Raw genomic sequence first — 20,056 nt, 5'->3', positions numbered from 1 at the left:
GCTCCTATCGACGGTTGAATTCGGGGGAGGCAAGAACCAGCGTCAGGCCGCTGATCTTGGTCGGCGCCTGCGAAACCACGCGGATCGTCTCGTCGCGCGCCGCATCGGCAAGCGTCGATCTTAAAAATTCGCGCGGATCCTCGTCCTTGCCGAACTGGGCGGAAGCTCGCCGCGCCCAGGCAAGCCGCTCGGCAAGCTGGCTTGCCGTTATCCAGGCGGAGAAGTTTTCCTCGAAGCCTGCGGGGCTTGGCGGAAGCCAGGTCGGCTGGCCCATGCGGCGAAGCGCATCCTGCCCCAGGGCGCGTGCCGTCTGGAAGGACTTGCGCCGCTTGGACCTGGCTTCGTTGGCAGGATCGGGCGCAATCGCGCCCGCATCGCCGCCCAGGGCATCGTCTTGTCCCGCCATGTCCTTCGGGCGCGCCATCACATCGTCGTCTTCTTCCTGAGCCGCCTTCATGAAGTCGCCCGAAATACCGTTGCCGCTGCCAGCGTTCAGCGCCCTCAGGCCCGTCACTATATAGTCGAAAGGCTGGCGCGCCTTCGCGCCCTCGTCGCGCCAGGCTGCGGGATGATCGAACATAGCGCCATAAACGGCCGTCAGGTCGCCATCCGTCCTTTTCCAAACATCCGCCATCGCCGTCACCATCTCCTCAGGTGGCTGGTCGGAGACGAAGTGAGCGGCAAGCTTGTGACTGATATGCTGAGCCGTCTTCTGATGGACAGCCAGATCGTCGAGCAGCGCCAGATAGTTCTTCCGCGACCTTATCGCGCCGCCATAGCTGACACCGAGAACCGTGTGTCTGCCGGGCTCCGAGATGCCGGGACGGAAAGTCACGTCCATTTCCTCGCGATCGATCGTCAGTCCGGTCAATACCATTGCCGCAGCGCGCACGTCGGCTTGCGTATAGCCGCTGCCTGCACCCAGCGTATGCAGTTCCAGCAGTTCGCGGCCGAGGTTCTCGTTGAGCCCCTTGTTCTGCTTCATGCCGCGGGCCGATTCCGGCCCCTGCGATTGCACCTGATCGAGATAGATGAGCATCGCCGGATGCTCCGTCGCGGCCCGCAGCAGGTCACGGAACGAGCCGCCGATATTGGGCCGGATCGCCTCCGCCTCGTAAAGCGGAACGATCATCCACATCGGCAGGCTTTTGGCGGCGCTCGTCGAGAAATGATTGGTCCAGAAGGTCGCAAGCCGCTCGTAAAATCCGTTCGGCGAAAGCACGGCCTGCATCAGCCGCGCGCTTGCATCGCGTTGGAACCGCTGCTGCACCTGCTTCTGGATTGCCTTGCGGCTTTTGCGGCGCAATAGATCATCACTGCCGCTCTGGCGCATCTTTCGGAGCCGCTCCTGCAGATCGACAATTTGCCGATGGCGTCCATCGATGCCGCCGACCGGAAAAGACGGCGCTCGCCGGCTGGCGTCCTTCACCTGGCCAAGCAGCTGATCGCGGTTCTGCGGCAGCGCCTCGCCCGGTCGGAATCCATAGCCGAACCGGATTGCCGCCATCGTCTGGAAAGAGAGGCTCATGGGCGGTCACCTCCTCATCACTGGATGGTGACAGCCTCCCAGCCAAATGCGTCCGCAATTCGGTGATTTTTAGACATGGACGAATTGTAATCCATTGGAAAGGTTGCGTTCATGCGCGAAAGATGAAGGAGGCGCCGATGGCGATCAGGGCAAATCCGATGGCATGGTTCCAGGTCAGGTTCTCGCCGAGCCAGAAAACCGAAAATCCGGAGAAGACCATCAGAGTGATCACCTCCTGCATCGTCTTCAACTGCGCCGTCGTATAGACCGCCGAGCCGATACGATTTGCTGGCACGGCGAGGCAGTATTCGAAAAAGGCAATCGCCCAACTCACGACGATGGCAAGGGCGATCGCACTGCCCTTGTGTTTCAGGTGCCCGTACCAGGCAAAAGTCATGAAGATATTGGAGGCGAAAAGCATGACGACCGGCCAGATGGCGGCGGGGCTGAGCGAAAAATACATGGGCGAATCCGATGGGAGAGAACTGCCGGCAGCTTGTATATCCAATTAGCCGGGGCTCAAGGGGTTATGGCGACGTGCCGCAGCCCTTCCCCACCGAAATGTTGGTATGGTGGCCCAAGGCCACCCGCCGACATCGCGCGCCTAACCTTCGTCCCGAAACGCCAGTGGCGCGCCAGGAAGATAAAGCGAGATCGGCCGGATTTCATAGACTGCGGTGGGATTGGCGCGTCGCAGGTCGCGCGCTGCTGCCACGGCTTCCTCAAGACTTGGATAATCCACGACATAGAAGCCGAGCAATTGCTCCTTGGTTTCAGCAAAGGGGCCGTCCGTGACCAAGCCGGCTCCCGTCCCCCGCAAGGTCACCGCGCGCCCCGTCGGGCCAAGTCGCGCGGCCGGTCCCAAATGCTTTTCCTCGACCAGGCGATCGTTGACCTGGAGCAGCTCGCTCATCAGAGACTCGTCCTCCTCTTTGGTCCAGGATTCGACCACTTTCTCGTCGTGATATGCCAGGATGGCGTAAAGCATGAAATGTCCCTCCTCCTGCGTCCATCATTTTCCACTCGAACGTCATCGCACACGGCTCTCTCGGTCCAGGCGCCTCTCAGTCGACGCGGATCCACTCTCCGGAAATCAAGTGCGCGCGGTTCAGGTTTGATACCTGCGAGCAAGTTCGTCCGATATCCAATACTGCGGTTTGAGGCGCATACACCCGTCCCATCGCAAGACACCATAATGCGCCAAAAGGTTGCGATAGAACCGGTTCAAATCGCCCGTGAGCCATTGATATGGTCTGCTCGAAGGGGAAGGCAACGCCCAGATTGTCGACCGTTGCTGCGGCTGGCGGAATTTTCTCCGCTGCAAGCGTTGGAACGGCACGAAGGAAACGATCCGCGCCTTCATGTAAGAGGCAAGGCCTAAGCCAGGATCGCAATGCGGGCGATGATCGCCGTCACCACGAGCCCCGAAACCGCAAGCAGCATCGTGTCGGCTTAGTGCTTCGCCCGGCGCGCCATATTGACCAGCGCGAAACCCAGCAGCGACGCCCAGGCAAGGTCATGCAGCAGCAGTTCGGCCCAAAAGGCTCTGCGCAACGATGACCGCGTAGAGGTCCGAGCATAGATGCTCGCGGAGAAGGCGAGGCGCAGCGCGGCAAGAAGATCGGCTAAAGTGGCACAGGAGCGCGCTGCCATAGAAAGACGGAAATAGCGCATCGGCGATAAGCGATGCCACGGCGCCGGAGCCTCGACGGGGGTCATGGGCAAAAAACGAAGAAGCAGGAACGATTTAGCCCGATCACCCCAATGCCTGTATTCGCGCGGGTCCGAACCGGCGACGACCAGGAAGGTGCAGCCGAAAGTGAGCATGATGACGGGCAGCAGAAAGGCGAAATTGTCGGTAAAAGCCGTGCGGCGGGACGCAATACCTGACCTCCGCGCGACAAACATTAGCGTCGCGTGGTTAAGAAAGGCCTATGGCAGGACGATGAGGAAGCCGTCTGAGATCGCGCAAGGTCCCTCGCCGTTCAGCTGCGCAAAACGCCCTGCGGCGTTTCGGCCTCCTGCGTGCCGAAACGGACGTCCTTCTTCTCGTAGCCGAAGCCGGAAAGAAGCGCGACGGCTACCGCCACCGCACTGGCGACGATGAGCAGCGCCGTCGCATAGTCGCCGTTCCAGCGCACCGCGAGCCCCGCCTGCATCGTGGCGTTGCCGGAGGCAAAGAGGTTGCCGAGCTGGTAGGCAAAGCCCGGGAAGGTGCCGCGCACCTCGTCGGGCGACAGCTCGTTGAGATGCGCCGGCACGATGCCCCAGGCGCCCTGCACGAAGAACTGCATCACGAAGGCACCGACGGCGAGCAACACCGGCCCCGGCGCATGGACCCAGATCGGCGCGACGGGCACGGCGAGCAGCGCGGCGATGACGATCGCCCGCTTCCGTCCGATCCGCTGGGATAGCTGGCCGAAGTACAGCCCACCGCAGATCGCGCCGATATTGTAGACGATGGCGATCGCGCCGGTCGTGTAGCTGTCGTAGTTGCGCTGCGTTTCCAAGAAGGTCGGATAGATGTCCTGCGTGCCGTGGCTCAAAAGGTTGAATGCCGTCATCAGCAGCACCGACCAGACGAACAGCGGAATGTTTTGCCTAAGGATGGTGAGGAACGGCCGCCGCCCCTCCGCTTGCCGCTTCAGGAACACCGGGCTTTCGGCGACATTGCGGCGGATATAGAGCACCAGGAGCGCCGGCAGGGCGCCGACGAAGAACATGCCGCGCCAGCCGATCACCGGAAAGAGCAGGAAGAAGACGATCGAGGCGACGAGATAGCCGGAGGGATAGCCGGCCTGCAGGATGCCGGAGACGATGCCGCGGCTTTCTTCCGGCACGCTCTCCATGACCAGCGAGGCGCCGACGCCCCATTCCCCGCCCATGGCGATGCCGTAGAACGCGCGCAGCACGAGGAACATGGCCAGGCCCGTCGAGAATCCGGTCAGGAATTCGAACAGCGAATACAGCAGCACGTCGGCCATAAGCGCCACGCGGCGCCCGAACCTGTCGGCCGCAAGCCCGAAAACAAGCGCTCCCACCGCCCGCATCGCAAGCGTCAGGAAGATCGCCACCGAAACAGCCGGGACGTCGGTGTGGAACTCATCGGCAATATGCTTGAGAACGAAAACGAGAATGAAGAAATCGAAGGCATCGAGCGTCCAGGCGAGATAGCTGGCAATGACGGTGTTGCGCTGCTGGTGGCTGAGCGCGCGCAGGCTTTCGAATGCGGACATCATGCTTCCTCCGTCCGAAAGCGGCGGCGAGGCGGGCAATGTCCGGATGCCGTCGAAGAGAGGTTGGCCCGAAACGGGGTTGCCGGACGGCAACGCCGGACAACGGCAGCACTCCTGCCCATGTTCCGCGGCTGCGACAGTTTGACCGCCACAAAGCACCGGTCTGGCCGGAGCGCCTGCTCGCCTCAGCTCAGGTTCCGGCGCCGCTCAAGCTCTGCCGCGGACGGGTTTTCGAATGCGAATGAGCCGGTGACGACGTCGCCGTCCCGGACATATTTGTTGATCGTGACACCGGTTCCGGAAACCTTCGAGCCGAGAAGTTTCAGCTTGCCTGGATAAGCGCCGTCGCCGAACAGTTTCTTGCCCTTCCCGAGCACGACCGGGAAGACGAAGACATTGATTTCATCGACCAGGTCGTTGCTGAACAGGGTCTGGAGAAAGTCGGTCGAGCCCTGAGTAAGCAGATCCGGCCCCTTTTCGCTTTTCAGCGTCCTGAGTGCGCCGACCACGTCCGCCCCGAGCACCTGGCTGTTCTGCCAGCTGAGCTTGAAGTTGCGATTGCGGGTGGCGACATATTTGGTGACGCGGTCGAAAAGCGGGCCGATCGGGTCGTCGGCAGCGACATAGGGCCAATGCGCGGCGAAAATGTCGTAGGTCTTGCGGCCGAGAAGGAGGTCGAACGCCCCGGCAAACATCTCGCCCACGGCATCCCCCATCGCCTCATCGAAATAAGGGGCAACCCAGCCGCCGTACTTGAAGCCACCGACTGGGTCTTCGTCCGGGCCGCCCGGGGCCTGCATGACGCCGTCGAGACTGACAAATGCACCAATGATGATCTTTCTCATGTCTGCTCTCCTTCGTGGTTCCCTTGGCCCGTTGTAATGGCCCGTCGCTGCCCCGTTGCATGTCAAGGACGTGGGGCAGCCGTCGGCGCCGACAACGGCGCGAAAAAACCAGGATGAAAGACATTGATCGATACTATTCACGAAATCCGAACGATTCATTCGTTTCCCTTTTGTACTCTTTGCCTCTTCCCTTTAGCGCTGACTCTCTCCATATTCCGCCCATGGCCAAATCGACGAAGAAATCCCCCACCCCGAACGGCTTCGAGGAAGCCCCGCAGACGTCCTTCGAAGGCGCTCCATTGGACGGCTCCGTCGCCGACTGGGTAAGGCAGCTCGAGGCCGATGCCGAGGCCTCGAGCGTCGAGACGCAGCGCGAGATAGCCTCCAAGGCCGGCAAGCACCGCAAGAAGGTGGAAATCGCAGCCTCGAAATCCGCGCGCGGCACCTCGATGGGCGGCTCGACCGATCCGAAGACCCGCGCCGCCGCCGGCCTCAATCCGGTCTCCGGCATGGATACGACGCTGGAGGAGGCCTCCTCGCTTTCGGCCGGCACTGCCGTTACAGCCACGGTCGAGGCGCTTTCGGCGCTAATCGAATCCGGCAATCCGCTTCACAAGAACGGCAAGATCTGGACGCCGCACCGCCCGGCCCGGCCGGATAAATCCGAAGGCGGAATCGCCATTCGCATGGCTTCGGACTACGAGCCCGCCGGCGACCAGCCGACCGCCATCAAGGACCTCGTCGAGGGCCTGGAAAACGGCGACCGCTCGCAGGTCTTGCTCGGAGTCACCGGCTCGGGCAAGACCTTCACCATGGCCAAGGTGATCGAGGCGACACAGCGCCCTGCCGTGATACTGGCGCCGAACAAGACGCTCGCCGCCCAGCTCTATTCCGAGTTCAAGAACTTCTTTCCGGACAACGCCGTCGAATATTTCGTCTCCTACTACGACTACTACCAGCCGGAGGCCTACGTCCCGCGCTCCGACACCTATATCGAAAAGGAATCCTCGATCAACGAGCAGATCGACCGCATGCGCCACTCGGCGACGCGCTCGCTGCTGGAGCGCGACGACTGCATCATCGTCGCCTCCGTGTCCTGCATCTACGGTATCGGCTCGGTCGAGACCTATACCGCCATGACCTTCCAGATGTCGGTCGGCGACCGCCTCGACCAGCGCCAGCTGCTCGCCGATCTCGTCGCCCAGCAATACAAGCGCCGCGACATGGATTTCCAGCGCGGCTCGTTCCGCGTCCGCGGCGACACCATCGAGCTCTTCCCCGCGCACCTGGAAGATGCCGCCTGGCGCATAAGCATGTTCGGCGACGAGATCGACGCCATCACCGAGTTCGACCCGCTGACCGGACAGAAGACCGGCGAGCTGAAATCGGTCAAGATCTACGCCAATTCGCACTATGTCACACCACGTCCTACCCTCAACGGCGCCATCAAGGCGATCAAAGAGGAGCTGAGGCTTCGCCTCGCCGAGTTGGAAAGGGCCGGCCGCCTGCTGGAGGCCCAGCGCCTGGAGCAGCGTACCCGTTACGACATCGAGATGCTGGAGGCCACCGGCTCATGCGCCGGCATCGAGAACTATTCGCGTTATCTGACCGGCCGCGCCCCCGGCGAACCGCCGCCCACCCTCTTCGAATACATTCCCGACAACGCCCTGCTCTTCATCGATGAGAGCCACGTCACCGTGCCGCAGATCGGCGGCATGTACCGCGGTGACTTCCGCCGCAAGGCGACGCTCGCCGAATATGGTTTCCGCCTGCCCTCCTGCATGGACAACCGCCCTTTGCGTTTCGAGGAATGGGATGCGATGCGCCCGGACACGGTCGCTGTGTCAGCCACGCCTGGCGGCTGGGAGATGGAGCAGGCAGGCGGCGTCTTCGCCGAACAGGTCATCCGTCCGACCGGCCTCATCGACCCGCCGGTGGAAGTCCGCTCCGCCCGCTCCCAGGTCGACGACGTGCTCGGCGAGATCCGCGAGACTGCCGCCAAAGGTTACCGCACCCTCGTCACCGTGCTCACCAAGCGCATGGCCGAGGACCTCACCGAATACCTGCATGAGCAGGGCGTGCGCGTCCGCTACATGCATTCCGACATCGACACGCTAGAGCGCATCGAGATCATCCGCGACCTGCGCCTTGGCGCCTTCGACGTGCTGGTCGGCATCAACCTTTTGCGTGAGGGCCTCGATATCCCCGAATGCGGCTTCGTCGCCATCCTCGATGCCGACAAGGAGGGTTTCCTGCGCTCCGAAACCTCGCTTATCCAGACGATCGGTCGCGCTGCGCGCAACGTCGACGGCAAGGTCATCCTCTATGCCGACACCATCACCGGCTCGATGAAACGGGCCATGGAAGAAACCAGCCGTCGCCGCGAAAAGCAGGTGGCCTACAACGAGGAACACGGCATCACCCCGGAATCGGTGAAGGCCCGCATCTCCGATATCCTTGATTCGGTCTACGAACGCGACCACGTCCGCGCCGACATCTCCGGCGTCTCCGGCAAGGGTTTTGCCGACGGCGGCAACCTCGTCGGCAACAACTTGGCTGCCCATCTCAACGCGCTGGAAAAACAGATGCGCGACGCTGCCGCCGACCTCGACTTCGAAAAAGCCGCCCGCCTCCGCGACGAAATCAAGCGCCTCAAGGCTGCCGAGCTGGCGGTCATGGACGACCCGATGGCCCGCGAGGAGTCGCGGGCGATGGAAAGCGGACGTAAGGATGCTACGAGCCTTCGGTCCTCGACCTCCGCGCCTCAGCATGGGGGTGCCGCAAACTCAACAAATTCCTTCCCGCAAGCAACCGGGGCCAGCAGGAGACCTCGTGGTGAGGACGTTCAAAGGACCGCCTCGAACGGCAAACCCAGCCTCGACGACATGGGACCCGGAATCGACGCCGCAAAACCGCTCTTCCGCAAGCCCGATCTGGATGAAATGGGCCGCGACGTCGCCGAGCCCACGAGAAAGCCCCTTTTCCGCAAAAACACCCTCGACGAAATGACCGTCGGCCGCACCGAAAAACCGGTCACCGGCAAGCTGCCGGTAAAGCCTGATGCCGCAAAAAGCACGAAGCTCATCACACCGCCGCAAGAAGGCCAGCGGGAACGCGCCGACGCGCCAAGCTCTCCGCCATCCTCGGGCTTGACCCGAGGATCCAGCGACGACCCCCGCCCCCTCGTCCGGGGCAAGACGGGGGCCGGCTCCTACGAGGAGCCCGCGGATCAGAAGCGTAAGGGCAGCACGAAAGGCAAGACCGGGCGCCCGGGGCACTGAACTTTTCCCTCCCGGACTCCATCCGCGAACCAGCCACGTTCAGCGTCAAACCGCACATCACCGCACATCGATCTGCAGCACCTGCTCAAAATCACACTGTCGATCGCAACATGCGAAAGCAGTTTCGGACCAATGGCCCGCACAGCGCCCATACGATCGAATTCTTGTGCCCGCGGTGCCGATGCACCTCGACGGGAACCGATATCCGGAATTCGGCGCTTGCATGATTTGCGCGACCGCCCGAGGACGACCGCGAGCCGTGAAGCGCCCTACTCCGCAGCCTCGCCCCGCCGCTCCGTCACGGTCGCTATCGCCACCATTTCCACCTCATACGAGTACCCTTCGAGCATCTGATATGCATGCTCGATCGCCTCGATCTGGCCCTCCGCCTTGCGGATGGCGTCAGTGATCGACTGGCTGCGGGCGCGCAGCATGGAGCCGAGCACGTCAGTTTCCGGGCGACGGCCGAGGCGGTCGATGTGCTGGCGCACGCGGTTGCGGTGGCGCTCCAGCTCCAGGATGTGGAAGCGGTTCTTGACGATGTCGTCGGAGAGCTTTCTGCGCATGGCCGCCACAGGGTCGAAGCTGCCGGGCTCGCGATCGTCGAGGATGACGTCGTTGACAAGCTTTTCCAGCATCAGCACGCCTTCGAGGTCCTTGGGGTCGGCAAGCTGCGGGTCGTAGCCGGTGTCGTCGTAGACCCGGCGGCGCACCGGATCCTTCAAGAGTTCGTAGGCGGTCTGCAGCCGGCCGAAATGCTCCGCATCTCCGCCCGAGTCGGGATGGGCTGTCTTGGCGGCCTTGCGCCAGGCGCTGCGGATCGCCTGCTCGCCGGCGTCGCGGTCAAGTCCGAGCAAAATATAGGGATCGATCAAACCGCCCACCTGTCCATCTAGCATTCATCTGTCCCCACCCCCGTGACCTACCCCCTCGGCCCTCCGGCATCAAGCCCGAAGCACCTGCACCGGCCATAATCGGGTCCAGTCGGGACGAAATTGTGGAGCGGCACGTGAATTCGCCGGGCCGCGAACCATTCGATTAGCCAATTTCGGCGGCCATTCCCCATCTCTATGCTTGTCGCGCGCGCCATGTCCATGGTTCGAAAGGCTCATTCAACATTGCAAGAAGGTTGGTTCACGGCGCCGACCGGCGTCGACGTGGTGAATTCCTGTTAAAACACAGTCGAATGATGGCGCGCGGAAGTGCGACGGAAAAGGAACCGTCAGGGCGTCAAGGCTGCAGTCGAGATCGCCGCGGAGCAAGGGGGGCGGTTCTGTTCCGAGACGGAATCCGCAAATGACACAGATCGCCTTGTGAAAGGTAACATTTCGTCAAGTGTTTGAATCTTTGGCGTTTCCCGGCTTGCGTCAGCGCATGCCACAATATTGCCGCTTGCTTTTTTCCCGAAATGCTGTCACCAATTGCAGCACTCGGGCATTAGCATGCCGGTGACTGGACAGATGTGGTAAAGCCTTCCGTTACGGAAGGCGGCGCGGGTAACCCCCGCCTGCGTAGACGTTCTTTCCCCGTACGTGACTTCTCCGACTGACCCTTCGTTCCGGTCTAACGGGACGAAAGCTAAAGCCGTCCGCTTCCTTTCGGGGGCGCGGATACCAGACAGACTAAGGGAAAAGGACTATCCCACATGGCCACCAAAGGCGTCGTAAAATTCTTCAACCAGGACAAGGGTTTTGGTTTCATCACTCCGGACGGCGGTGCAAAGGACGTATTCGTTCACATCTCCGCTCTCCAGGCATCCGGCATCCAGTCGCTCCGTGAAGGCCAACAGGTCACCTTCGACACCGAGCCGGATCGCATGGGCAAGGGCCCGAAGGCCGTCAACATCTCGGCCAACTGATTTTAATTTCTGCCACGGCAGGAATGAGAACGGCGTCTCATGGGCGCCGTTTTTTGCTTTTGGCGTCAGGCGCTCAGCGCCTCCTTGGCACCGGGAAAATCCACCGCCGCAAAGGCCGCTGCGATCACCTCCGGCCCGGCGCCTGCCTTTGCCGCATCGCTCGACAGAATCTGTCGGTAGCGCCTGGCGCCCGGCAGCCCGGTGAACAGCCCGACCATGTGCCGCGCCACATGTTGCAGGCGCCCGCCGCTTTCGAGATGCCGCGCGGCATAGGCCATCATGCGGTCGCGCAGCCCGTCCCAATCCGGCTCTGCCGCCGGTGCGCCGAAGAAGCGGTGATCGAGATCGGCAAGGATCCCCGCATTCTGATAGGCCGCCCGACCCAGCATCACGCCGTCGACATGCTTCAGATGCGCCGCTGCTTCGTCCAACGTCAGGATGCCGCCGTTGATACCGATAAAGACCTCCGGCCACCGCTCCTTCATGCGATAGACGATGTCGTAGTCGAGCGGCGGGATCTCGCGGTTCTCCTTCGGACTCAGCCCTTTGAGCCAAGCCTTTCGTGCGTGGATCCACACCGCATCGGCACCTGCGTCCAGCACCCGCGCCAACAGTTCCGGCAGTGCCTCTTCCGGCTCCTGCTCGTCCACGCCGATCCGGCACTTTACCGTGACCGGTACATTGGAGACTGCCTTCATGGCCATAACGCAATTCGCCACCACCTTAGGCGTCAGCATCAGGCAGGCCCCGAAGGTTCCCGACTGCACCCGGTCCGAAGGACAGCCGACATTGAGATTGACCTCGTCGTAGCCGTAGGGCCCTGCGATCCGAAGCGCCTCGGCAAGTTTCACCGGATCCGATCCGCCGAGCTGCAGCGCCACCGGATGCTCGTCGCCATCAAACGACAGCAGCCTCTCGCGCGGCCCGTGAATGATCGCGTCCGCCACGACCATTTCAGTATAGAGCAATGCGTTCCGGCTGATCTGCCGGTGGAAATACCGGCAATGGCGGTCGGTCCAGTCGATCATCGGCGCGACGGCGAAGACGGGAGCTTTGAAGTAGTTGCCTTTTTCTTTTTTTTCAGGCGCTTGCAACAGTTTTTTCTCCGTCTTGTTCACGCTTGTTTTATGCCAAATCCGCCGATTTCGACGCCGGACTTGGCACAATGCACCAACTGGAATCGCCATGTACCAAATGAGGATGCGGTCATGGGAACTATCACCGCGCGCAAGCGAAAAGATGGTAGCGTCGGCTACGGGGCACGCGTGCGCGTTATGCGGGATGGCCTCACTTATCATGAGACAGAGACTTTTGATAGGCGGCCGGAGGCAATGGGTCCGCCTCAAGCGTTACACGCATCTTCGCGAAACCGGCGACAACTATGCTAGCTGGGGCGGCCCCCAGTCGGCGGTCGAGACCAGATAGCAAGCGCATGCGCCGCTTGGACGAGGCTTTTTCTGCTGCGGAGGAGCCTCCACAATCGAGTCAGGGAAATTTACTTGCGCTCGGGCACGCTGCCCGCAGCTTCAACGTCGGAACAGAGCCGGTGAAGAGCCTTGTGCCCCCGCGTCCTTCAGCGCGCGGAGGAAATGGTCGTTTTCCCGGATCGAACCGACGCTGACACGAATGAAGGTCTCGAAGCCTGTCTGCTTCCACGGCTTGACGATGACACCGCGTTCGAGCAGGGCCACGGCCAGTTGGGTGGAGTTTTTCCCTGTGTCGACGAACAGGAAATTGCATTTCGAAGGCGCCATCCGGTAGCCCATGGCGGCAAGGCTTGCAGCCATCCGTTGACGTTCGAGACTGGCGGCCTCGATGGACCGTTTCAGGTGGCCCGCATCGTCCAGCGCGGAAATTGCCGAAACCTGGGCTATGGCATTGGTGTTGAACGGGGTGCGGGCGCGGTTGAAGAAATCGCAAAGGCCGCCATCGCTGACGATGCCGTAGCCAATGCGCAGGCCGGCCAGGCCGTAGGCCTTGGAAAAGGTGCGCAGCACGACCCAGTTGCAACCGCTATCCTTCAGCATGTCGGCTGCGCTGGGATAGTCATCGCCTGCCGCATATTCGGCATAAGCCTCGTCTACAACGATGAGAGTTTCCGGATCGAGCGCAGCGATAGCCTTCGCTAGTTCACTGGGTGTCAGCCATGAGCCGACCGGGTTCATAGGATTGGAGAACATCAGCATGCGCGGCTTGCGGGCGATCGCGGCAAGAAGCGCATTCATGTCGATGGTGAGATCCGCTGTGACGGTGACGCGCTCGACCTTTCCGCCCATCAGGGTCACGTAGTCCTCGTGCAGAGGGAAGGATGGATAGAGCGTCGCCATGGTATCGGCCGGGCGCACTACCGACCGGCAGATGACGGCGATCAGGTCTTCCGAGCCGTTGCCTAGAATGACTTGGTTGGCCTCCACGTCAAAGTTGGCCGCCAGTCGAGCGCACAGGGCGCGGCCCTGCGGATCGGGATAGAGCCGGGCAAGCTCGCCGATATCGGGAAAGAGCGTGCGCACCATCGGCGAAGGGCCGAGAGGGTTCTCGTTGGAGCCAAGCTTGGCGATGTCGTCGATATGGTATTTCGCCCGCACCTCCTCCAGCGTCAATCCGGCATTGTAAGGAGCGATCGAGCGGATTTCCTCCCGGATAGGGCTTGAAGCATTTGCCATTTGCAGTCTCCATGGGCGCGCTTGCTACGCGACATTCAGGATGTGCGTATATGTATAGACATGTCAACACAAGTATGCTTCATTCCATCAGAGAACAAGAAGGGAGCCGCTATGACCCGTGCGAGTTTTGATCTTTCCGGCCGCCGCGCTCTCGTCACCGGCGCAAGCCGAGGCATAGGGCAGGCGATCGCGGTTGCCCTGGCTGAGGCCGGTGCGGATGTGGCGGTCACAGCGCGGGCGGTCGAGGGACTAGCCGAAACCCGGGCGCTGGTCGAGGGCGCCGGCAGGCGCTCGGTGACGATCGCCCAGGACGTACGCGACGTCGAGTCCTGCGGACACGTCACGAGAGCGGCGTCCGAGGCGCTGGGCGGCCTCGACATCCTGGTCAACAATGCGGGATTCGAAAATGTCCGGCCCTCCTTCGATGTGGATGAGGCGCTCTGGGAATCGATCCTGTCGACCAATCTGAAGGGGGCTTTCTTCTGCTCTCAGGCGGCCGGCCGGATCATGGCCGAAGCAGGCGGCGGCGCTATCGTCAATCTCTGCTCGCTGACCTCCTATGTCGGCGTTCCGACCGCTGTGCCTTACGGCGCCTCGAAGTCCGGACTTCTCGGCGTGACGCGGGCGCTGGCCACCGAATGGGCAGTGCACAACATCCGGGTCAACGCCATTGCGCCCGGCTATTTTCGCACGGCCATGACCGAGGTCTTCTACGAGAACGAGGACTGGCAGTTGCGTATGCTGGACAAGATCCCGCAGCGCCGTTTCGGCAAGGAAAGCGACATCGGCGGGGTCGCGGTCTTTCTCTGCAGCGATGCTGCGGCATACGTCACCGGGCAGTGCATTCCAGTCGACGGCGGCTTTCTCGCTTCAATCTGAGATCGGCGCCAGCTTCGCCCGAGTGGTTAGTAGAATGGCGGCAAACACCGCCGCCCCCTCAGGCGCTTGCCTTTCTGCTCGCGTGCGACAAAATCTCGATCGAGATGCGCGAGACTTTTCGCAACTGCACAAAACTTAGCCAGACGACATTGCGGCGCAAAAAATACGCAAGTTTGATTGACGGTACTTGTACAAATATGTATAGACAAGTTAACGTGAAACTCGATCGGTTGGCTGCCGTCGCGACGGCAGAATGAAGCTTCGGGACGGCACCGTTCGTCAAGCCGGGCAACACAGGGGAATCTCATGGGCGTTGTTGCTGCCGGCCTCCGTCCGGCCGGAATGACTGGTCAGATTGCTGTTTCCGTCAAAGATGTCAGCATGGTTTTCGGCAATGTCCATGCCGTCAAGAATGCCTTCTTCGACCTGCCGAAGGGCAAGTTCCTGACCATTCTCGGCCCGTCAGGTTCCGGCAAGACGACCCTCCTGCGTATGATTGCCGGCTTCGATCGCCCGACCAGCGGCGAAATCTTCATCAACGGCCAGCCGGTCAGTGCCGTGCCGCCGCACAGGCGCGCGATCGGCATGGTGTTTCAAAAGCTCGCGCTCTTCCCGCACATGACGGCGGCTGAAAACGTCGCCTTTCCGCTTAAGATGCGCCGCCATGATGCCCGCACGATCCCGGAGAAAGTCGAGCGCTATCTCGATCTCGTGCGGCTCGGCGGCTATGGCGGCCGGCGCATCAATGAGTTGTCCGGCGGCCAGCAGCAGCGTGTCGCCATCGCTCGCGCCCTGGTGTTCGAACCGGACCTGCTCCTGCTTGACGAACCGCTCGCCGCGCTCGATCGGAAGCTTCGTGAGGAAATGCAGCTCGAATTCCGCCGCATCCAGAAGGAACTCGGGGTGACGACGATCAACGTCACCCATGACCAGCGCGAGGCGCTGGTGGTCTCCGACGAGATCATCGTCATGAGCGGTGGCGAAATTCAGCAGAAGGCTCGTCCAGTCGACGCTTATCGCGCTCCGTCCAATGCCTTCGTCGCCAACTTCATTGGTGTTACCAATTTCATCGAGGGCGAGGTCGTCGATTTGACCTCTGCGGGCGTCGTGTTTGAGGCGAATGGCCTGCGCTTTTCCGGTGTCGTCACCGATGCTGCGCTTGCCGCCGGTGCGCCCTGTGCCGCTGCGGTCCGCGCCGAGCAGATCCGCATCGCCCCGAAGGACGGAAGCCTCGGCGATCTCGAAGCAGTGGTTGACGGCAAGGTGGTCGACTGCATCTTTGAAGGCGAGCGCCTGGTCTACGAAATTCGGGTTCCGGGGCTGGCCGGCGTTCTGATGCGTGTCTTCGACCACGACCCAGAATCCCACTTGCAGTTCGGTCCGGGCGAAGACGTTCGTCTCGGCTGGAACGCAAGGGATATGAATGTTTTTCAAAAATGACCCCGAGAAGGTCCAGCCAGAGGAGAATGTATAATGTCGCATGAAAAGTTCCTGTCCGCGCAAATTCGCCGCCGAACACTGCTTGCGTCCATGGCCGCAGCCGGCGCCTCGGCCGGCCTCTCGACGCTTGGCGCGAGCCGCGCCTTTGCCCAAGAGCCGGAAAAGCCGGCCGAAATCATCGTTCGCGCCTGGGGCGGCAGCTGGGTCGATGCTCTGAAGGCCGGCGTGTCCGACAGCTTCACCAAGATGACTGGCATTGCCGTTCGCCACGACCTGACCGAGGACAACGAGATCCAGCCCAAGGTGTGGGCTGCCGTCGCACAGAAGCGTGTCCCGCCGATCCACATCAACTGGGATACGACGACCAACGCCACCAAGTCGGCGCTGCGCGGCGTGACTGAGGACCTGTCGGATCTGTCGAACATCAAGAACACCACCGACCTTGCCAAGCCCGTGGGGCTCGACGGCTATCCGATCGTCAACACCTACGGTTATGTCTACGTGCTCGCCTATCGCCCGTCGGCCTTCCCTGATGGTGCGCCGAAGTCCTGGAAGGATCTGCTCGACCCCAAACTTAAGGGCCGCATCGCTCTATACAACGACGGCATTGGCTTCCATTTTCCGGCCCAGGTCGCCGGTGGCGGCAAGCTGGAGGATATTCCCGGCAACATGCAGCCGGCCTGGGACTTTATTTCCAAGATCAAGGAACAGCAGCCGCTGCTCGGCGAAGACCCTGACTTTACTACCTGGTTCCAGAAGGGCGAGATCGACGCCGCATGCACCATTTCGACCAATGCGCGCGAAGCCAAGAAGAATGGCATCGAGATCGCCTGGGTCGTGCCGGAGGAAGGGGCCAAGTTCGACACCGACGGCCTTTGGATCCCGAAGGGCTTGCCGGAAAACGAGCTTTACTGGGCCAAGCAGTACATCAACCACGCCCTGACCAAGGAAGCCCAGCAAATCTGGCTGGACGGTCTCGGCCTCCCAGGCGTCGTCCCCGGCCTGACACCGCCGGCTGATCTCGCAGGCGATCCGTCCTATCCGACCAAGGAAGAAGACTTCAAACACCTGATCCGGATCTCGTCCAAGGTGCAGGTCGAAAACGAGAGCCAGTGGTTCGCCAAGTTCAAGGAAATCATGCAGGGCTGAGGCCCTGTGCGCCCGCCGCGTCCCTGGCGGCGGGCAACCTCCTTTCGTGAAACAGGATTGGTAACATGCGCGCCTCCCCCGCCGCATATCCCCTGACATGGCGCGTCATGGATGTGCTCGAACGCCTTGCGGCGATGGTCTGGCCGTCGAGTTTCCAGCGAGGCCTGCCCTATCTCATGCTGGCGCCGGCGCTGGTGCTTGTCGGACTTCTTGTGCTCGGCCTTTTTCAGATCGGCGACGCCAGCCTTCGGACGCTCGACACCACTACCTTCCTGATGTCGGAAAGCTATACGCTTGCCAACTACCAGCGCGTGCTGTCGGAGAGCTTCTTCGCCACAGTGGCCGGACGAAGTCTGATTGGCTCTGTGATCGTGACCGTAGTCACGCTGCTGTTCGCCTTTCCATACGCCTATCTGATGGTGCGTACGCCTTCATCGGCGCTCCGCAAGTTCCTGCTCGTGGCGCTCTTTCTGCCATTCTTCATCGGACAGGTGGTGCGGGCCTATGGCTGGCTCATCATTCTCGGAAACCAGGGCATGGTCAACGAGGCGCTCGGTCTTGTCGGCGTGTCGCCTATGCGGCTGCTTTACAACTATCCGGCGGTTCTGTTCGGCCTTGTCCAATACATGCTGCCTTTCGCCGTGTTGATGCTGGCGCCGGCGCTCACGGCGATCCCGACCGAGTTGGAATCCGCAGCCGCCTCCCTTGGTGCCGGCTGGGTCCGAACCTTCCGCCATATCGTCCTGCCGCTTTCGCGGCCAGGACTCGTCGGTGCCGGTCTCGTGGTCGTCACGCTCTCGCTCACCGATTTTGCCATTCCCGCCATCCTCGGCGGCGGCACCCAGGATTTTATCGCCAATGCGATCTACGACCAGTTCTTCCGCACCTCCGACCAGGGTCTCGGGGCGACGCTGTCGCTCATGCTTGTCGCCGTCGGTTCCATCCTCGTCGGCGTCGTTTTCATGCTCTTCGGCGCGGGCACGCTTGCCATGGGAGGAGAGCGCAAATGATCGACAGCCGAAGCAAGTCCATTGTCATCTGGGCTTTCGTCGCAACTGCCCTCGTTATGCTCTCAGCGCCCACCATTGTGGTGCTCGGGGCCTCCTTCACGGCCGGAAACATCATCACTTTCCCGCCTGACGGTCTGTCGCTCAAATGGTATGGCGCAATCGCGCAGGCGAGTGATCTCCGCCAAGCCTTCCTGCGCTCGCTGATCGTCGCCACGATCTGCACGGTGATTGCCATTCCCGCCGGCACGCTCGCCGGCATCGCACTCGCCAAGTATCGGGTGCGGTTTGCGCGCTCCATCCAGATCTACCTGCTGCTGCCCTTTACCATTCCGCTGATCGGTTCCGGCATCGGGATGATGCTTGTCTTCGGCCAGATGAACGTCCTCGGCAAACTGTGGCCCGTGGGCATCGCCTGCTGTGTGATCAATCTGCCCTTCATGATCTGGGCCGTGACGGCGAGCGCTAGCAACCTGTCGCCCGATCTCGAACTGGCTGCGGCCAATTGTGGAGCCCCGCCCCTGCAGCGTTTCCTGTACATCACCCTTCCGGCGGTGCTGCCGGGCGTGATCACCGGATCGCTGTTGATGTTCATCCTCGCGCTCAACGAGTTCCTGGTGAGCCTGCTGCTGGTCGATGCCCGAAGCGTGACGCTGCCGGTGCAGATCTACAATTCCATCCGCTCGATCATCACACCAGATTTGGCCGCAATCTCCGTGGTGTTCATCGCCTGCGCCGGACTTGCGATCGCACTGCTCGACCGACTGGTCGGTCTCGACATCTTCCTCAAATCGAAATGACCCTTCTGCCCTGCACGGGCCAGACATCAAGGACAAGACGATGACATCAGTGTCTTTCTATGAATATTCCAAGCTGAACGCCGAGGAAAAGGCCGCGCTGCTGCGCCGCTCGGAAACCGACATATCGAGCTTCATCGAGAAGGTCACGCCGATACTGGAAGCCGTGCGTATCGAGGGTGACAAGGCGCTCGCGCGCTTTGGCCGAGAACTCGACAAGGCCAATGTCACGGAAGCCAATCTCAAGGTCAGCGAGGCGGAGTTCGACGCGGCCTTCAAGTCGGTCGACGCGAGCGTCATGGAGTCCATCCAGTTTGGCATCGACAATATCCGCACGTTCCACGAGGAGCAGCGCCCGGAAGCCATGTGGCTGAAGGAAATCCGCCCCGGCGCCTTTGCCGGCGACCGCTTCACGCCCATCCAGTCGGTTGCGCTCTACGTGCCGCGCGGCAAGGGATCCTTCCCGTCGGTGACGATGATGACCTCAGTTCCGGCCGTGGTCGCGGGCGTCCCGAACCTGGCGATCGTCACGCCACCAGCACCTGACGGTTCGGTCGATGCCGCAACCCTCGTTGCCGCGCGCCTTGCCGGCGTCGAAACCGTCTACAAGGTGGGAGGCGCGCAAGCCGTGGCGGCGGTTGCCTACGGCACCGAAACCGTCAAACCAGCGCTGAAGATTGTTGGCCCCGGCAGCCCGTGGGTGGTCGCCGCCAAGCGCTCGCTGGCGGGCGTCATCGACACCGGTCTTCCCGCCGGTCCGTCCGAGGTGATGGTCCTTGCCGATGACACCGTCCATGGTGGACTTGCTGCGCTCGACCTGCTGATCGAGGCAGAACATGGCCCGGATTCGTCGGCCTATCTCGTTACCCACAGCCGCCGCGTCGCCGAAGAGGCGCTCGCAGCCCTTCCCGAACACTGGGCGAAAATGACCGAGCAGCGGGTCGCCTTCTCCAAGGCCGTGCTCACCGGCAAGACGGGCGGCGTGGTGCTCACCTCCTCACTCGAGGAAAGCTATGCGTTCGTCAACGCCTACGCGCCGGAGCATCTTGAGCTGTTGTCGGAAGAGCCCTTTATCCATCTCGGCCACATCACCGAGGCGTCCGAAATCCTGATGGGCACCCATACACCGGTCAGCATCGCCAATTTCTCGCTCGGGCCGAACGCGGTGCTGCCGACCAGCCGTTGGGCGCGCACGTTCGGTCCGCTGTCTGTCACTGATTTCGTCAAGCGCAGCTCGATCGGTTATGTCACGGCACCCGCCTACCCGGAATTCGCAAGGCATTCCCATAATCTGGCCATCTACGAGGGTTTCTCCTCGCATGCGCTTGCCGTCTCACCGGTACGCGATGCTTACCTGAAGAAAGGTGCCTAAC

The 20,056-nt window shown here is 61.8% G+C and carries 17 protein-coding genes; 8 read left to right on the top strand and 9 right to left on the bottom strand.

What is annotated here, in order from left to right; translation table 11 throughout:
- Positions 1 to 4: 4 nt before the first annotated feature.
- From EV130_RS15235 to EV130_RS15210, 6 genes are all read right to left on the bottom strand, one after another.
- Positions 5 to 1,528, bottom strand: coding sequence for a DUF1800 domain-containing protein (locus EV130_RS15235; RefSeq protein WP_132660720.1), 1,524 nt, complete (start codon positions 1,526 to 1,528; stop codon positions 5 to 7).
- A gap of 109 nt (positions 1,529 to 1,637) precedes the next feature.
- On the bottom strand, positions 1,638 to 1,991 hold the full coding sequence (locus tag EV130_RS15230) for a DMT family protein (RefSeq protein ID WP_074061504.1): 354 nt from the start codon (positions 1,989 to 1,991) through the stop codon (positions 1,638 to 1,640).
- Positions 1,992 to 2,132: 141 nt separating this feature from the next.
- The gene (locus EV130_RS15225) at positions 2,133 to 2,516 is read right to left on the bottom strand and encodes a YciI family protein (protein WP_132660718.1); all 384 of its coding nucleotides are present in this window, start codon (positions 2,514 to 2,516) and stop codon (positions 2,133 to 2,135) included.
- A 464-nt stretch (positions 2,517 to 2,980) separates the two neighbouring features.
- Positions 2,981 to 3,355: a hypothetical protein gene (locus tag EV130_RS15220; protein WP_132660716.1), complete on the bottom strand. Its 375-nt coding sequence runs from the start codon at positions 3,353 to 3,355 to the stop codon at positions 2,981 to 2,983.
- A gap of 158 nt (positions 3,356 to 3,513) precedes the next feature.
- A complete protein-coding gene (locus tag EV130_RS15215) occupies positions 3,514 to 4,764 on the bottom strand; it encodes an MFS transporter (protein ID WP_132660714.1) in 1,251 nt (416 codons plus the stop codon).
- A gap of 185 nt (positions 4,765 to 4,949) precedes the next feature.
- On the bottom strand, positions 4,950 to 5,609 hold the full coding sequence (locus tag EV130_RS15210) for a dihydrofolate reductase family protein (RefSeq protein WP_074061507.1): 660 nt from the start codon (positions 5,607 to 5,609) through the stop codon (positions 4,950 to 4,952).
- 221 nt (positions 5,610 to 5,830) lie between these two features.
- On the opposite strand from EV130_RS15210, the gene uvrB reads away from it, so the two are divergent.
- Positions 5,831 to 8,890: an excinuclease ABC subunit UvrB gene (uvrB, locus tag EV130_RS15205; protein WP_132660712.1), complete on the top strand. Its 3,060-nt coding sequence runs from the start codon at positions 5,831 to 5,833 to the stop codon at positions 8,888 to 8,890.
- Positions 8,891 to 9,159: 269 nt separating this feature from the next.
- Here the strand turns inward: uvrB and EV130_RS15200 are convergent, their stop codons facing one another.
- Entirely contained in the window at positions 9,160 to 9,789 is a 630-nt protein-coding gene (locus tag EV130_RS15200) for a J domain-containing protein (protein ID WP_132550195.1), read from the bottom strand.
- A gap of 746 nt (positions 9,790 to 10,535) precedes the next feature.
- Between EV130_RS15200 and EV130_RS15195 the strand changes: the two genes are divergently transcribed.
- Positions 10,536 to 10,748: a cold-shock protein gene (locus EV130_RS15195; RefSeq protein WP_018900054.1), complete on the top strand. Its 213-nt coding sequence runs from the start codon at positions 10,536 to 10,538 to the stop codon at positions 10,746 to 10,748.
- Between the two features lie 65 nt (positions 10,749 to 10,813).
- Here EV130_RS15195 and dusA read toward each other — a convergent pair whose 3' ends face one another.
- Both dusA and EV130_RS15180 read right to left on the bottom strand, forming a co-directional pair.
- Positions 10,814 to 11,845, bottom strand: coding sequence for a tRNA dihydrouridine(20/20a) synthase DusA (dusA, locus tag EV130_RS15190; protein ID WP_425375573.1), 1,032 nt, complete (start codon positions 11,843 to 11,845; stop codon positions 10,814 to 10,816).
- A gap of 429 nt (positions 11,846 to 12,274) precedes the next feature.
- A complete protein-coding gene (locus tag EV130_RS15180) occupies positions 12,275 to 13,411 on the bottom strand; it encodes a histidinol-phosphate transaminase (RefSeq protein WP_074061520.1) in 1,137 nt (378 codons plus the stop codon).
- Positions 13,412 to 13,522: 111 nt separating this feature from the next.
- On the opposite strand from EV130_RS15180, the gene EV130_RS15175 reads away from it, so the two are divergent.
- The 6 genes from EV130_RS15175 (at position 13,523) to hisD (ending at position 20,055) form a co-directional block, all read left to right on the top strand.
- On the top strand, positions 13,523 to 14,290 hold the full coding sequence (locus EV130_RS15175; RefSeq protein WP_074061521.1) for an SDR family NAD(P)-dependent oxidoreductase: 768 nt from the start codon (positions 13,523 to 13,525) through the stop codon (positions 14,288 to 14,290).
- 306 nt (positions 14,291 to 14,596) lie between these two features.
- Complete coding sequence (locus EV130_RS15170; RefSeq protein WP_074061522.1) at positions 14,597 to 15,730, top strand: ABC transporter ATP-binding protein; 1,134 nt, start codon at positions 14,597 to 14,599, stop codon at positions 15,728 to 15,730.
- A gap of 33 nt (positions 15,731 to 15,763) precedes the next feature.
- Positions 15,764 to 16,879, top strand: coding sequence for an ABC transporter substrate-binding protein (locus tag EV130_RS15165; RefSeq protein WP_132550206.1), 1,116 nt, complete (start codon positions 15,764 to 15,766; stop codon positions 16,877 to 16,879).
- A 65-nt stretch (positions 16,880 to 16,944) separates the two neighbouring features.
- A complete protein-coding gene (locus EV130_RS15160; RefSeq protein WP_132550209.1) occupies positions 16,945 to 17,889 on the top strand; it encodes an ABC transporter permease in 945 nt (314 codons plus the stop codon).
- On the top strand, positions 17,886 to 18,686 hold the full coding sequence (locus EV130_RS15155) for an ABC transporter permease (protein WP_074061525.1): 801 nt from the start codon (positions 17,886 to 17,888) through the stop codon (positions 18,684 to 18,686). Before EV130_RS15160 ends, EV130_RS15155 begins: the two co-directional genes overlap by 4 nt.
- A gap of 40 nt (positions 18,687 to 18,726) precedes the next feature.
- The gene (gene hisD / locus EV130_RS15150) at positions 18,727 to 20,055 is read left to right on the top strand and encodes a histidinol dehydrogenase (protein ID WP_132550212.1); all 1,329 of its coding nucleotides are present in this window, start codon (positions 18,727 to 18,729) and stop codon (positions 20,053 to 20,055) included.
- Position 20,056 lies beyond the last annotated feature (1 nt).

The organism is Rhizobium azibense, from assembly GCF_004342325.1.
GTDB classification, from domain to species: domain Bacteria; phylum Pseudomonadota; class Alphaproteobacteria; order Rhizobiales; family Rhizobiaceae; genus Rhizobium; species Rhizobium etli_B.
This window is presented reverse-complemented; position numbering and strand designations above follow the sequence as displayed.

What these genes read in the sequence shown, in the direction of transcription:
- EV130_RS15210 (WP_074061507.1), bottom strand. Translation starts at nt 5,609, where the DNA reads ATGAGAAAGATCATCATTGGTGCATTTGTCAGTCTCGACGGCGTCATG.
- uvrB (WP_132660712.1), top strand. Translation starts at nt 5,831, where the DNA reads ATGGCCAAATCGACGAAGAAATCCCCCACCCCGAACGGCTTCGAGGAA.
- EV130_RS15230 (WP_074061504.1), bottom strand. Translation starts at nt 1,991, where the DNA reads ATGTATTTTTCGCTCAGCCCCGCCGCCATCTGGCCGGTCGTCATGCTT.
- EV130_RS15180 (WP_074061520.1), bottom strand. Translation starts at nt 13,411, where the DNA reads ATGGCAAATGCTTCAAGCCCTATCCGGGAGGAAATCCGCTCGATCGCT.
- EV130_RS15235 (WP_132660720.1), bottom strand. Translation starts at nt 1,528, where the DNA reads ATGAGCCTCTCTTTCCAGACGATGGCGGCAATCCGGTTCGGCTATGGA.
- EV130_RS15215 (WP_132660714.1), bottom strand. Translation starts at nt 4,764, where the DNA reads ATGTCCGCATTCGAAAGCCTGCGCGCGCTCAGCCACCAGCAGCGCAAC.
- EV130_RS15220 (WP_132660716.1), bottom strand. Translation starts at nt 3,355, where the DNA reads ATGCTCACTTTCGGCTGCACCTTCCTGGTCGTCGCCGGTTCGGACCCG.
- EV130_RS15225 (WP_132660718.1), bottom strand. Translation starts at nt 2,516, where the DNA reads ATGCTTTACGCCATCCTGGCATATCACGACGAGAAAGTGGTCGAATCC.
- EV130_RS15175 (WP_074061521.1), top strand. Translation starts at nt 13,523, where the DNA reads ATGACCCGTGCGAGTTTTGATCTTTCCGGCCGCCGCGCTCTCGTCACC.
- EV130_RS15160 (WP_132550209.1), top strand. Translation starts at nt 16,945, where the DNA reads ATGCGCGCCTCCCCCGCCGCATATCCCCTGACATGGCGCGTCATGGAT.
- EV130_RS15200 (WP_132550195.1), bottom strand. Translation starts at nt 9,789, where the DNA reads ATGCTAGATGGACAGGTGGGCGGTTTGATCGATCCCTATATTTTGCTC.
- hisD (WP_132550212.1), top strand. Translation starts at nt 18,727, where the DNA reads ATGACATCAGTGTCTTTCTATGAATATTCCAAGCTGAACGCCGAGGAA.
- EV130_RS15195 (WP_018900054.1), top strand. Translation starts at nt 10,536, where the DNA reads ATGGCCACCAAAGGCGTCGTAAAATTCTTCAACCAGGACAAGGGTTTT.
- EV130_RS15170 (WP_074061522.1), top strand. Translation starts at nt 14,597, where the DNA reads ATGGGCGTTGTTGCTGCCGGCCTCCGTCCGGCCGGAATGACTGGTCAG.
- EV130_RS15155 (WP_074061525.1), top strand. Translation starts at nt 17,886, where the DNA reads ATGATCGACAGCCGAAGCAAGTCCATTGTCATCTGGGCTTTCGTCGCA.
- EV130_RS15165 (WP_132550206.1), top strand. Translation starts at nt 15,764, where the DNA reads ATGTCGCATGAAAAGTTCCTGTCCGCGCAAATTCGCCGCCGAACACTG.